General features: G+C 54.8%; 11 protein-coding genes. 7 read left to right on the top strand and 4 right to left on the bottom strand.

What is annotated here, in order from left to right; genetic code table 11:
• Nucleotides 1–106 precede the first annotated feature (106 nt).
• From BM320_RS09545 to dnaG, 3 genes are all read right to left on the bottom strand, one after another.
• Nucleotides 107–655 carry a hypothetical protein gene (locus tag BM320_RS09545; RefSeq protein ID WP_090199367.1) on the bottom strand — a complete coding sequence of 183 codons (549 nt, stop codon included), beginning with the start codon at nt 653–655 and terminating at the stop codon, nt 107–109.
• A 59-nt stretch (nt 656–714) separates the two neighbouring features.
• A complete protein-coding gene (rpoD, locus tag BM320_RS09550) occupies nt 715–2688 on the bottom strand; it encodes an RNA polymerase sigma factor RpoD (RefSeq protein ID WP_090199370.1) in 1974 nt (657 codons plus the stop codon).
• Between the two features lie 202 nt (nt 2689–2890).
• On the bottom strand, nt 2891–4840 hold the full coding sequence (dnaG, locus tag BM320_RS09555) for a DNA primase (protein WP_090200528.1): 1950 nt from the start codon (nt 4838–4840) through the stop codon (nt 2891–2893).
• Between the two features lie 385 nt (nt 4841–5225).
• Between dnaG and BM320_RS09565 the strand changes: the two genes are divergently transcribed.
• Genes BM320_RS09565 through BM320_RS09575 form a run of 3 tightly spaced genes read left to right on the top strand, consistent with a single transcriptional unit; the run spans nt 5226 to nt 7919 of the window.
• Complete coding sequence (locus BM320_RS09565; RefSeq protein WP_090199374.1) at nt 5226–6767, top strand: Tad domain-containing protein; 1542 nt, start codon at nt 5226–5228, stop codon at nt 6765–6767.
• Between the two features lie 11 nt (nt 6768–6778).
• Nucleotides 6779–7336 (top strand): TadE/TadG family type IV pilus assembly protein, encoded by a 558-nt coding sequence (locus tag BM320_RS09570; protein WP_242650989.1) that lies wholly within the window; start codon nt 6779–6781, stop codon nt 7334–7336.
• Nucleotides 7320–7919 carry a TadE/TadG family type IV pilus assembly protein gene (locus tag BM320_RS09575; protein WP_090199378.1) on the top strand — a complete coding sequence of 200 codons (600 nt, stop codon included), beginning with the start codon at nt 7320–7322 and terminating at the stop codon, nt 7917–7919. Before BM320_RS09570 ends, BM320_RS09575 begins: the two co-directional genes overlap by 17 nt.
• On the opposite strand, the gene BM320_RS09580 is transcribed toward BM320_RS09575, so the two are convergent.
• Complete coding sequence (locus tag BM320_RS09580) at nt 7916–8401, bottom strand: hypothetical protein (RefSeq protein WP_090199380.1); 486 nt, start codon at nt 8399–8401, stop codon at nt 7916–7918. The genes BM320_RS09575 and BM320_RS09580 overlap by 4 nt on opposite strands.
• A 100-nt stretch (nt 8402–8501) precedes the next feature.
• Here BM320_RS09580 and BM320_RS09585 point away from each other — a divergent pair, with 100 nt between their 5' ends.
• The 4 genes from BM320_RS09585 to BM320_RS09600 all read left to right on the top strand — a co-directional run bounded on the left by BM320_RS09585 (nt 8502) and on the right by BM320_RS09600 (nt 12536).
• Nucleotides 8502–8723, top strand: coding sequence for a hypothetical protein (locus BM320_RS09585; protein ID WP_242650990.1), 222 nt, complete (start codon nt 8502–8504; stop codon nt 8721–8723).
• 56 nt (nt 8724–8779) lie between these two features.
• Complete coding sequence (locus BM320_RS09590; protein ID WP_090199382.1) at nt 8780–10066, top strand: homoserine dehydrogenase; 1287 nt, start codon at nt 8780–8782, stop codon at nt 10064–10066.
• Nucleotides 10067–10199: 133 nt separating this feature from the next.
• Complete coding sequence (gene glpX, locus BM320_RS09595) at nt 10200–11165, top strand: class II fructose-bisphosphatase (protein WP_090200531.1); 966 nt, start codon at nt 10200–10202, stop codon at nt 11163–11165.
• Between the two features lie 378 nt (nt 11166–11543).
• A complete protein-coding gene (locus tag BM320_RS09600) occupies nt 11544–12536 on the top strand; it encodes a TRAP transporter substrate-binding protein (RefSeq protein WP_207496865.1) in 993 nt (330 codons plus the stop codon).
• The last annotated feature ends 28 nt before the right edge of the window (nt 12537–12564 follow it).

Genomic DNA, 12564 nt, shown 5'->3' on the forward strand with positions numbered 1-12564 from the left:
CAGCCTGAACAACTATGTCCATACGACGAGCACATAGCCCATTTGAGTCGAGGTTATCGACCGCACCAAGGACAAATCTAAATTTACTGTACCATTCGAAGCTTTACTAAGGTTGTACACTTGAAACAACCCTCTGAATGTCCACGATTGGCATAGGGTGGGCTCGAAGATATGAAGGCCTATCCTCCATCTCCATTATCATATTGAAAATATTTGCTAAATACCGATCTCTTGCAGGAGGTTTTTGCTCTTTAGACCATTTTACAAATTGCAAACTACCACAGCGGGTTTCGACGTACGGCTCGTCAAAACTGATGGTCGCACGATGAGCAAACTTGTTACGAATTTGCGTCAAAATCTTTAATGTGTCCCGTTCATCTTGGGAGATGAGGCCTAAAGAAAGACATAAATCGGCAACTGTCGAAGACCGCATGTTCGAAACCAGCTTTTCCATATGAGCTGTATTTTGCGCGTAGGCGACTAATATTTCTTGTAATATCTCATCCAAAAAAGCTGACCCTACGATCACCGCTCCACGGTCACTTTCAGCGCTCAATTCATCAATAATTTTTTTGACGTTATTGTAGGCGGCATCACCACCACCCAGCACCACAAACCGTTTAGTCTTTTCTTGAGAGGGCCAGTACTCTAGCATAATTTATGCTCCACGCTTCCAAAACAAAAACGCCCCCGTTTCCGGAGGCGCCTTTCTAATTATTGATCCAAGAAGCTCCGCAGCTTTCTACTCCGGCTTGGGTGTTTCAGCTTCCGCAGTGCTTTCGCTTCGATCTGGCGGATACGTTCGCGCGTTACGCTGAATTGTTGGCCGACTTCTTCGAGCGTGTGGTCGGTGTTCATGCCGATCCCGAAACGCATGCGCAGCACGCGTTCTTCGCGTGGGGTCAGGGATGCCAGCACCCGCGTTGTGGTTTCTTTCAGGTTTTCCTGAATCGCGGAATCCAGCGGCAAGATCGCGTTTTTGTCTTCGATGAAATCGCCAAGCTGCGAATCTTCCTCGTCGCCAATGGGCGTTTCCAAAGAAATCGGCTCTTTCGCGATTTTCATAACCTTGCGGACTTTTTCCAAAGGCATTTGCAGTTTTTCTGCCAATTCCTCTGGTGTCGGCTCGCGGCCAATTTCGTGCAACATCTGGCGCCCCGTGCGAACCAGCTTGTTGATCGTTTCGATCATATGCACCGGAATACGGATCGTGCGCGCCTGATCCGCGATAGAGCGCGTGATCGCCTGACGGATCCACCATGTCGCATAGGTCGAAAATTTATAACCGCGGCGATATTCGAATTTATCAACCGCTTTCATCAGGCCGATGTTGCCTTCCTGAATAAGATCAAGGAATTGCAGGCCACGGTTTGTGTATTTCTTGGCAATCGAAATCACCAAACGCAGATTGGCTTCGACCATTTCTTTCTTGGCCTGACGCGCCTCTTTTTCACCTTTTTGGACCTGCTGCACAATGCGGCGGAATTCGGTGATGTCGACGCCAACATATTGGCCAACTTGGGCCATGTCGCCGCGCAGCTCTTCGATTTTATCAGTCGATTTTTCGACCATCATCTGCCAGCCACGGCCCGCCTTTTCGCCCATTTCCTCAAGCCAGTTCGGGTCAAGCTCGCGACCACGATAGGCATCAATAAATTCGCGACGGTTAATCCGGGCTTGGTCGGCCAATTTGACCATGGAGCTGTCGATCTGCATGATCCGGCGGTTGATGCCGTAAAGCTGGTCAATCAGCGCTTCGATCCGGTTGTTGTGCAGGTGCAGTGAATTCACCATCAGCACGATTTCCGACCGCAGTTTCTGGTATTTCTTTTCCTGCTTGTCGGTGAACGACGAATCCTCGTTAAGGGTCGCGGACATCCGCGCGTCTTGCATATCGGACAATTCGGCAAAATCATGCGCGATGACTTCAAGCGTTTCGAGCACGCGCGGCTTCAGCGCGGCCTCCATCGCGGCAAGCGACATATTGGCCTGATCGTCTTCGTCCTCTTCGTCGTCTTTGGCAATCGGGTTGCCGTCAGCGTCCAGTTCTTGGGTTTTTTCCGATTTAGCCGGCGCACCGGCAACGGCTTCGACGACGGGTTCTTCGTCTTCGCCCAACTGGTTGCCAAAGGTGGTTTCCAGATCAATCACATCGCGCAGCAGAATGTCTTCGGACAAAAGCTCGTCGCGCCAGATCGTGATCGCCTGAAATGTCAGCGGGCTTTCGCACAGCCCGAGGATCATCGTATTGCGGCCGGCCTCGATCCGTTTGGCGATGGCAATTTCGCCTTCGCGTGACAGCAGTTCAACCGATCCCATTTCGCGCAGATACATGCGCACGGGGTCGTCGGTACGGTCGAGTTTTTCGGTTTCCGCACCACCAAGCGCCACTTCGCGCGAACCGGCAACGGTCGCGACTTCGGTGCCGGACTGGTTTTCTTCGGATTCTTCTGATTCTTCTTCTTCGGTGACCTGAATGCCCATTTCCGACAGCATGGACATCACGTCTTCGATCTGGTCGGACGAAACTTGCTCTGGCGGCAAAACGGCGTTCAACTGGTCGTAAGTGATGTAGCCCCGTTCGCGCGCATCAGCGATCATCTTTTTGACCGCTGCCTGGCTCATATCAAGGCTGTCATCGCCGTCCTGGTCCGCATTCTTACGATCGTCGTTGTCTTTCGCAGCCATCAAAAGGACCTTTCCAAGTCGTCGTTTGCGCGCCGAAGTGATTCGGCTGATTCGGTTAGCGTCGAATCAAACCTGCATTGCACTGATTCGCAAGCAGATCGCACCTTGTTTTCAAATATGTGACACTCCAGAACCGTCAACTCTACGGCATGGCTCATCCGGTCGCCACCAGAACTAACTTCATGACCATGTTTGTAATCAGTTATTTCTTCGGTTTCTTGGTGTTAGATATGATGTCTGCAACAATTTTTGCAAGGGCGTCCCGCTCAGATCGATCCATTGAAAGCCCGTTACTACTCACATCATATTCCACTGACTGTTCGAGGGATGTGCCACCCGAATCATTTAGAGCGTAGTTGGCGAGCTGCACGCGGTGCGTCAGGCCTTCATCTACGTAACCTGACATATCAAATTCTGCATCTTCCATCGCTTGCCTATGACCTCGCTCTGCATCAAGCTTGGCAAATTGCTCGGCCAGAGTCATGCGTGGAACTTCAAATTGCACATCGCGCTGCATGGCTGGCAAAACTCGGACCATGGGATCGTTGAAAATTTTTGATACGACGGACTCCAGGCCGAACTTACCTAAATACATCAGTATTTCATCATCTCCATGCGACAGCGCCACGTCGATCAAACGCAATGCCAGTTCTTGATGATCAGGCTCCAAGAATTCGAAATTTTCCAATGCGGCCTCAAACTCGGAACGCATTTGTGCGTGACGTACACATAGCGCCAATATGACCCGCTCTCGCAGAGCCTCGATCGAACGGCCGTTTGGGTCATTTACTAGCGCTGAAGCTTTAGTGCTTGCTAGTGGACCGCCGGGGGCCTTCCTACGATCAAATCTATTCGCGGGAGCATAGTAGTTGGGGCGGAACGTAATCCATCGAAGTTCCTTTATTGCTTCCGCGTAATAGCGCTTAACATCTTGGTTTTGAATTTTGCCGATAGCCATTCTCAACCGTAGATCAAGTCCAGCGCGTTGCTCTGGCGTCGAAGCTGGTGCTGCTTCTAGCTCTCTATCCCAGAGCATTCGTACCATCGGAATCGCGCCATCCAGCAGTTTTTGCATTGCGCTGGCACCTTGGGTTTTGATCAGATCGTCGGGGTCCAACCCTTCGGGCATCAGCGCAAAGCGCAGCGATTTCCCAGCCTCAAGCAGCGGCAGCGCAATGTCGATCACACGCATCGCCGCGCGCAAACCGGCCGTGTCGCCGTCCAATGCGATGATCGGCTCGTCCGCGATCCGCCACAAAAGGTGCAACTGGTTGTCGGTGATCGCGGTGCCAAGCGGCGCAACGGTCGCCGCAAATCCGGCCTCTGACAGGGCGATGACATCCATATAACCTTCGGCGACGATCAGCGGCTTGCCCTTGCCTGCGGCCTCGCGGGCGGGGCCTTGGTTATACAGGCTACGGCCCTTGTCGAACAAATCGGTTTCCGGTGAATTATAGTATTTCGCCGGATGGTTCGGGTCCATCGCGCGACCACCAAACCCGATCGGCCGCCCGCGCCCGTCACGGATCGGAAACATGATCCGGTCGCGAAACCGGTTATAAAGCCCGCTTCCGCGGTCGCTTTGCGCCGCCAAACCAGCGTCAACGATCAGTTTTTCGGCGACCCCTTTGCCCGTCAGATATTCAAGTACACCGCCCTGCGCAGGGGCAAAACCGATATCCCAGCGCGCTTGGGCCTCGGGGTTCAAACCGCGGTGTTCAAGATATTCGCGGGCCTGTGCCGCCGCGCCGGTTTGAAGCTGCATCTTGTGGAACTGTACCGCCTGTTCCATCACCGCAACCAATGCGCTGCGGTGATCCGTCTTTTGCTGCGCCTGCGGGTCGCGTTCGGGCATGGGCAACCCCGCCTCGCCCGCCAGAATGCGCACGGCCTCCATGAAATCGACATTTTCGGTTTCGCGTACAAATGTAATTGCATCGCCTTTGGCGTGACAGCCAAAGCAGTAATAAAACCCTTTGCGGTCATCGACATGGAAGCTCGCGGATTTTTCCTGATGGAACGGGCACGGCGCCCAAAGATCGCCCTTGCCCTGATTTGACTTGCGCGTATCCCACATGACTTTGCGCCCGACGACCTGCCCCAAGGACAGCCGGCTGCGCAATTCATCAAGGAAACCGGGCGGCAAACTCATGCGCGCAGTATCGCGCAGTTGCGGGGCAATTGCCATGTGCTTATGCGTGAATTTGCAGCCGCATGTACGGCACGCAAAACCACGCCTTCGCGCCGATTCGCGACATTTTTGGCAGCACAATGCCCGCAAGCACAATCAGACCGAGGCGAAACGGCAACAAATTGCCGACCCGCAAATCGCAGAACTCGACAAATTCATGAACAATTGCCGCCCACGCATCGAATTGTTCGCAGTTTACCGCAGGTCAGCAGCCTTGCGCCAAAGTATCGCCACATTCTTGCCATCACATGCTCTGGCGTTCATGTCATGTTTATATTCAGTTATGCAGCCCTTTCAGATTAGCGTATGAAAGCCTTGGTGTATTGCCGCGGGGAAAAATCAGCCGATGACAAAGAATATTCAGACTCCAGTGATCGATCAGCGCGACAGCGTTTTGCGGCGTTTTGCCAAAGACGAGGACGGCGGCATTATTGTGATGACCCTGCTCTTGCTGGTCACGATGTTGATCATGGGCGGCATGGCCGTGGACTTTATGCGGTTCGAGGCAAAGCGCGCCGAATTGCAAAGCGTTGCAGACCGCGCTGTGCTTGCCGCGGCCGAACTTGACCAAAGCCTCGACGCCAAGGATGTCGTCGTCGATATGTTCGAAAAAACGGGCTATGGCGATAATATTATCGGCGAACCGTCTGTAAACAGCATGGCCGCTTCGCGCTCTGTGAGTGTGCAGTCGCGGTTGAATCTGGATACTTTCTATCTGCGTCTTGCCGGCATCGACACACTGTCTGTTCCCGCCCAGTCAGCCGCGATTGAGGGTGCCGGTAACATTGAAATCTCGCTGGTGCTTGATATTTCCGGGTCGATGGGGTCCAGCGCAACCGATGCCAATGGCAATAGTAGTGACCGCATCACCATCCTGCAGGAAGCGGCAAACAATTTTATCGACCAGTTGTTGATCGAAGACTACGAAGACCAGATCTCGATCAACCTTATTGCCTATTCACAGCAGGTGAATATTGGCGATGCGATTTTTGACCAGCTGACGCTGGATGAAGACCCATCAATGTTCGAATTTGAAACTGACAGGCTCTTGCCCGCAGCGAATCGCGTGGGTGACTGGTATACGAACCCAAGCCGTTGTATCGATTTCGACTCGGACGAATTCCTGACAACCACATTTGACACATCGCGTGCCTACCATCAGGTTGAGACATTCGATCACTACTCTGGTAGCAGCACAAGCACGGTTCGCCTGCCGCTTTGCCCTGCGACAGTTTCCGGCGGCATGCAAACGCATATCATCCCGTTGTCACAAGACGCCGACGAGCTGAAAGCCGCGATCAACAGCTATGAGCCAACAACCTTTACGGCGATCCATCTGGGTATGAAATGGGGCGTGTCCCTGCTTGATCCGTCGATGCGCACATTGCTGGGCAATGCATCAGGCATTGATCCTGCATTTGCCGGTGAACGCCCGTCGAACTATTCTGCCAATGATGATGGTGTCTCGACGGTGAAATACGTCATTCTCATGACCGATGGTCAGAACGTGGCCGGCAAGCGCATACTACCCAGCCGCTATGATGAACTTGACGAACGCATTATCTGGGGCACATACCCGCACGCCTATTGGTACAACTGGAACCGCTACCAGAACATCACCCCCGTCATTCCGCGCGAAAGCGAAAACACCGTTTCCTATTCGGGCTATTCAAAGGCTGACGCCGACCGGCAGCTCGAGGAAATCTGCACCGCTGCAAAGGGCGAAAACATCATCGTGCATGCGATCGCAATGGGTGCCGGTAGCTCGCAGATGTCAAGCTGCGCATCATCGGTGGCGGGCCACTATCACGAAACACAAGGTGCCGAGCTGGAAGCAATTTTCGAACAGATTGCCGAGCAAATCACCGAACTGCGGTTGAGCCTGTAATGCGGCACCTGATGTCAAAATTCCGGCAATTCGCGGGTGACGACTCTGGGGTCGTCACCGTCGAATTTGTGCTTGTCTTTCCGATGTTCTTTGGCTTTTTTCTGATGACCTATGAACAGGGCGTCATATCGCTGCGCAATGTGATGCTCGAGCGTGGCGTTGACATGGCCGTCCGCGAGATCCGTATCGGCGCGATGCCCGAACCGACCGGCCCCCTGCTCAAAACCGCGATCTGTGGCTACGCCGAGATTTTGCCAGATTGCGAAGAACAGATTGAACTTGAAATGGTTGTGCGCGACGTGCGCAACTGGGTCGATATTCCGTCACAAGTGCGCTGCATCGACAGGAGCGTAACAACCCAAGCCTCGGTTGAATTTGTCAACGGCGGAAATAACAAACTGGTTTTCTTGCGGGCCTGCATCCGGCTTGACCCGATGTTGCCGACTTCGGGCATTGGACGCTCGATCGTCACTGCGGCCGAAGGAAATGATGCCGCCGGTGGTTCATATGCGCTGGTCGCATCTGCCGCCTTTGTAGTGGAGCCATTTGCAGATGAAGATGAAGAATAACTTTAGGTCGCTTGTCCGGAATTTTCATCAAGACGAAAGCGGTGTAATCGCGATCGAACTCTTGCTTGTCGTCCCGATTCTCGTTTGGGCGCTTTTGTCGACGCTTGTGTATTTTGATGCCTTCAAGGCGCAGTCAATCAGTACCCGCATGAGCATGACGCTCGCTGATATGTTCAGCCGCGAAACCGATGTTGACTGGACCTTTATCAACGGCGCATACGACCTGCTTGATGCGCTTTCGCATTCTGCCAGCGCGCCGGACTTGCGCGTCACCGTCTACAGCTACGACGAAGCGAATGACCAATATTCACGCGAATGGTCACGCAACAAAGGAAGCTATTATTCCAACCATACCAATGCGACGCTGCGCGCTGAATCGGACCGCTTGCCGATCTTGGCGGATGGCGACCGCGCCCTGCTTGTTGAAACGCACACCGAATATTCTGCGCCATTTTCGATTGGCATCGGCCCGTTTTTGCAAACCGATCTGGACGATTTCACGTTCGACACTTTTACAACCATCCGTCCACGCTATACCGAATCCGTCTGCTTTGTAAAAAACAACGGTGATCTGCTTTGCTAAAGCCGTGCTGCGGTTATCCGTAGCGCGATTTGTTCGGCCATGAATTTGGCTTGGCCTGCGGATGTTACCCCACCGACACCAATGCGGCGACCATACCGCCACCAAAGCCCCGGCGCCCATGAGCGGGGCTTTTTCTCTTTGAGTTTCAAGGTAAAACCGTTGGACGGTTTGAACGCAAATGCGCCACGGTCGACGGCGATGATTTCATCCATCCGCGCCAGAACAAAACCGTTGCTGGCGCGCAATTCGGTTTCGGTCAATTCGATCGACAACAGCGTGCAGCGGCGCATCGTCTCTGCCAGCCAAAGCATCGCGCCCCCGAACGCCAACATAAACACCAGCCACACCGGTGCAGGCGGCTGCACGAGCGCCGTATAGATCACCAGCCCCCCCAGCCCGAGCAAGACCCCAAAGGCAAAAATCCGGCGCAGCGCAGAGGCTTGCACGGTGGCATAGACGCCGTTTTCATCGGATTGAAACATGGTGATCCTCTTGTTTGTTGCAAGTGATCTAACCGATCTGTTGATGAATGCCCAGTTGCACTGGCGCGCGCGGAATGCAAAACATCACACTATGCGTTTTATGCCCCTTCTTCTTGTCGCTTTGGCCGGCTGTGCACAAATTCCGGCGCTTGATGGCAGCATCAGCGATGCGGCGCGTGCGGCCCCCTATCCCGTGCTGACACCAATGCCCGGCATTGCCCCCGTCACAGCCGCGCAAGATTCGGATCTGGCGGCCCGCGTGGCCGCATTGCACGCCCGCGCAGCTTGGTTGCGCCAGATCGACATCGCTGCGTTGCAGTAGCCGCGCGGTTTCGCTAGTACGGCGGGAAGACAAATCAACCATGGACGGACCCTGATATGACAACACCTTTGCGCCTTGGAATTGCGGGTCTGGGCACCGTTGGCGTCGGAATCGTCAAGATCGTACAAAAACACGCGACACTACTGGAAACTCGCGCAGGCCGTCCGATTGTGATCAGCGCCGTATCCGCACGTTCAAAAGACAAAGACCGCGGCGTTGACCTGTCAGGCTACGCTTGGGAAAACGACCCTGTCGATCTGGCGAAGCGCGACGATATCGACCTGTTTATCGAAGTCATGGGCGGCCATGAAGGCCCGGCCAAAGACGCAACGATCGCCGCGATAAACGCTGGCAAAGACGTGGTTTCAGCCAATAAGGCGCTGCTTGCGATCCATGGTCAGGCGCTTGCGGAATCGGCCGAAATGGCCGGTCGCGTGATCCGCTTCGAAGCGGCCGTTGCAGGCGGTATTCCGGTGGTCAAGGCACTGACCGAAGGGCTGGCGGGCAACGGTATTTCACGTGTAATGGGCGTGATGAACGGCAGCTGCAACTATATCCTGACGCGCATGGAAAACGCAGGGCTCAGCTATGAGGCGGTCTTTGAAGAGGCCAATAACCTTGGCTATCTGGAAGCCGACCCCGAACTTGATGTTGGTGGCATCGACGCAGGGCACAAGCTGGCGATATTGGCGGCAATAGCCTTTGGCACACAGGTGGATTTCGAAGCGGTCGAGCTTGAAGGCATCGGCGCGGTCACCATCGAAGACATCCATCAGGCGGCCGACATGGGCTATAAAATCAAATTGCTTGGCGTGGCGCAAATGACGGGTCGCGGGTTGGAACAACGCATGTCACCCTGCCTTGTGCCCGACACCTCGCCTTTGGGGCAGCTTGAAGGCGGCACCAATATGGTTGTGCTGGAAGGTGACGCCGTCGGGCAGATCGTATTGCGCGGCCCCGGCGCAGGCGAAGGCCCGACCGCAAGCGCTGTGATGGGCGATGTGATGGATATCGCGCGCGGGCTGCGCATGTCGACATTCGGACAGCCTGCCAAAACCCTGCGCAACGCGCGCGCCGCCCGCGCGGCTGTATCCGCACCCTATTATCTGCGGATGCAACTGGTCGATAAACCGGGCGCCTTGGCCAAGGTCGCCCACGCGCTGAGCGAAGCAGGTATTTCGATCGACCGCATGCGCCAGTATGGGCATCAAGATACCGCAGCACCTGTGCTGATCGTCACCCATAAAACCACCCGCAGCGCGCTTGACGAAGCGATTGGCGAATTCGAAAAAACCGGCGTTGTTTCTGGCACACCGGTCGCGATCCGAATCGAACAGATTTAGGCGTCCAAAAATTCGCGAATTTTTGGTTCCAGAATTTGTTTCAAATTCTGACGCCGCCAAAGTTAGCGCAAACAGTCTTGCGGCGCGGCAGCTGACACGGTTTAGGGAGACCAACCATCAAAGGAGTCCCATCGTGACCAAAGCCGCCGATTTCAATGACCGCTCTCTTTCACTTGGGCTTGCCCGTGTTTCCGAAGCGGCCGCGATTGCCTGCACCCCGCTGATCGGGCGCGGCGATGAAAAGGCCGCTGATCAGGCTGCTGTGGATGCGATGCGAAAGCAGCTCAACAAGCTTGATATTGCCGGTGTCGTTGTGATCGGCGAAGGCGAACGCGACGAAGCCCCGATGCTTTATATCGGCGAAGAGGTCGGCACCGGTGACGGGCCAGGTGTTGATATTGCGCTTGATCCGCTGGAAGGGACAACATTGACGGCAAAAGACATGCCAAACGCGCTGGCCGTGATTGCAATGGGCCCGCGCGGATCCATGTTGCATGCGCCTGATGTCTACATGGACAAGCTTGCCATTGGTCCCGGTTTTGCGCCGAATGTTGTCACGCTCGACATGTCGCCAAGCGAGCGTGTCGCCGCGCTTGCTGCCGCCAAGGGCTGCACGGCGCGCGACATCACAGTTTGCGTGCTTGAACGCCCGCGCCACGAGGACATGATCGCCGAACTGCGCAGCACCGGTGCTGCGATCCGCCTGATTACCGATGGCGATGTTGCGGGTGTCATGCATTGTGCCGAACCCGACATTACAGGTATCGACATGTATATGGGCTCTGGTGGCGCGCCCGAAGGTGTGCTGGCTGCTGCCGCTCTCAAATGTATGGGCGGGCAGATTTTGGGGCGTCTTCTGTTTCGCAACGATGACGAACGCGGCCGCGCCGCAAAGGCCGGAATCACCGATCTGAACCGCGTCTACACCCGCGACGATCTTGTGACCGAGGACGTGATTTTTGCAGCCACCGGTGTGACAGATGGATCACTTGTGCACGGTATCAAACGCGAGGTCGGCTATGTGACCGCCGAAACGATCCTGATGCGTTCCAAAACCGGTTCTGTACGGCGCATGATCTATCGCAATCCTGTTTCCTAGACCGCCACTGCGCGGGAAAACTGCGCCGGCCGACGGCATGCAAGGTCTGGCCCGCTTGGATGCGGGCACAGGTATCAATTGCCTGCGCGCTTAGGCTTGCGCAGCGCTTTGTCGCGCGCCGCTTAGCCGCAATATTTCAAATGAATTCTTGCCGGAAGCACTTGTCTGCATGCGCGACGCGAGCAAAACGCCAGCCGTCGCGAGGGTAGATCAATTAATGCTGTCCATTTCAAATGCTTAACCAAATTTCTTTCCTGATAGGCCCCTGCGACGAATCAAAGGCGTTTACATGTCTTAACCAATGTGGCTCAATGCCGCCACCAACAGGGATACTAGTCTACAAATTAAGACCGATTCCAAACCGTCTGGGAGGACACTATGTTTCAATTCAAATCAATGACCACCTTTGCTGCGAGCGCCGTTGCCGCGACAACGATTCTGGCGACTTCAGTTGCGGCTGAAACAACATTGCGCGGCGCCAGCATGTTCGATGAAGAGCACGCCTATACAAAAACACTGCGTGAATTCTCTCGTCTTGTTTCCGAAAACTATGCTGGCGAAGTTTCTTTCGATATCAGTTTGAACGGTGAACTTGGCGACGAAAGCGACTTTGTCACATTCCTGCAGCAAGGTGTTGCGATCGACTTTGCAATCATGGCCCCATCCAACATGGCGACCTTTGCACCTTCGATCCCGCTGATGGACATGCCGTTCTTGTTCCGTGACCTCGAGCACTGGAACACAGCGCTGTCCAGCGGCGTTATGGCCCCGCTTGAAGCCGAGCTTCTTGAAAAAGCAAACATCCGCGTGATCGGCTATGCTGGTGGCGGCGTACGTAACCTTGCTTCTGCCGATCCGATCACCAACATGGAAGAGCTGAACGGCCACCAGATGCGGGTTATGGGCGCACCGATCCAAGCGCAGATTTTCGCAGCGATTCAGGCCGCACCTTCGGCGATTGCCTATAACGAAGTCTACAACGCGATCCAGACCGGCGTGATTGCAGGTTTTGAAAACGAAGCGGCTTCGATCCAGAACCTCAAGTTCTACGAAGTTGCACCGCATATCACCCTGACACGCCACGCGATCACTGTGCGCCCGTTGGTGATGGCAGAAAGCACATTTAGCGCTCTGGATGCCGACCTTCAGGCTGTCATTCTGGCTGCCGGTGCAGACGCAGGTGCCTTTGGCCGTGAACTGGAAAGCCGCCAGGATGGTGAAAAGCTGCAAGAAATGATCGATGCCGGTCAGGTTTTCGTCAGCGAATTCGAAGGCCGCGACGCGCTGCTTGAAATGGTTATCCCCGTACAGGACGCCTATGCGGCCGAACTGGGCGCGACTGACCTTCTCGCGGCGATCCGCGCACAATAAGGCGCTTTGAAAAGCAGATTATCGGCGC

Origin of the sequence: Yoonia tamlensis (assembly GCF_900115105.1) — a bacterium.
GTDB classification, from domain to species: domain Bacteria; phylum Pseudomonadota; class Alphaproteobacteria; order Rhodobacterales; family Rhodobacteraceae; genus Yoonia; species Yoonia tamlensis.

Bases quoted from the DNA above. Each gene is read 5' to 3' on its own strand.
- BM320_RS09580 (WP_090199380.1), bottom strand. From the start codon at position 8,401: ATGTTTCAATCCGATGAAAACGGCGTCTATGCCACCGTGCAAGCCTCT.
- dnaG (WP_090200528.1), bottom strand. From the start codon at position 4,840: ATGAGTTTGCCGCCCGGTTTCCTTGATGAATTGCGCAGCCGGCTGTCC.
- rpoD (WP_090199370.1), bottom strand. From the start codon at position 2,688: ATGGCTGCGAAAGACAACGACGATCGTAAGAATGCGGACCAGGACGGC.
- BM320_RS09565 (WP_090199374.1), top strand. From the start codon at position 5,226: ATGACAAAGAATATTCAGACTCCAGTGATCGATCAGCGCGACAGCGTT.
- BM320_RS09600 (WP_207496865.1), top strand. From the start codon at position 11,544: ATGTTTCAATTCAAATCAATGACCACCTTTGCTGCGAGCGCCGTTGCC.
- BM320_RS09585 (WP_242650990.1), top strand. From the start codon at position 8,502: ATGCCCCTTCTTCTTGTCGCTTTGGCCGGCTGTGCACAAATTCCGGCG.
- BM320_RS09590 (WP_090199382.1), top strand. From the start codon at position 8,780: ATGACAACACCTTTGCGCCTTGGAATTGCGGGTCTGGGCACCGTTGGC.
- BM320_RS09575 (WP_090199378.1), top strand. From the start codon at position 7,320: ATGAAGATGAAGAATAACTTTAGGTCGCTTGTCCGGAATTTTCATCAA.
- BM320_RS09570 (WP_242650989.1), top strand. From the start codon at position 6,779: ATGTCAAAATTCCGGCAATTCGCGGGTGACGACTCTGGGGTCGTCACC.
- BM320_RS09545 (WP_090199367.1), bottom strand. From the start codon at position 655: ATGCTAGAGTACTGGCCCTCTCAAGAAAAGACTAAACGGTTTGTGGTG.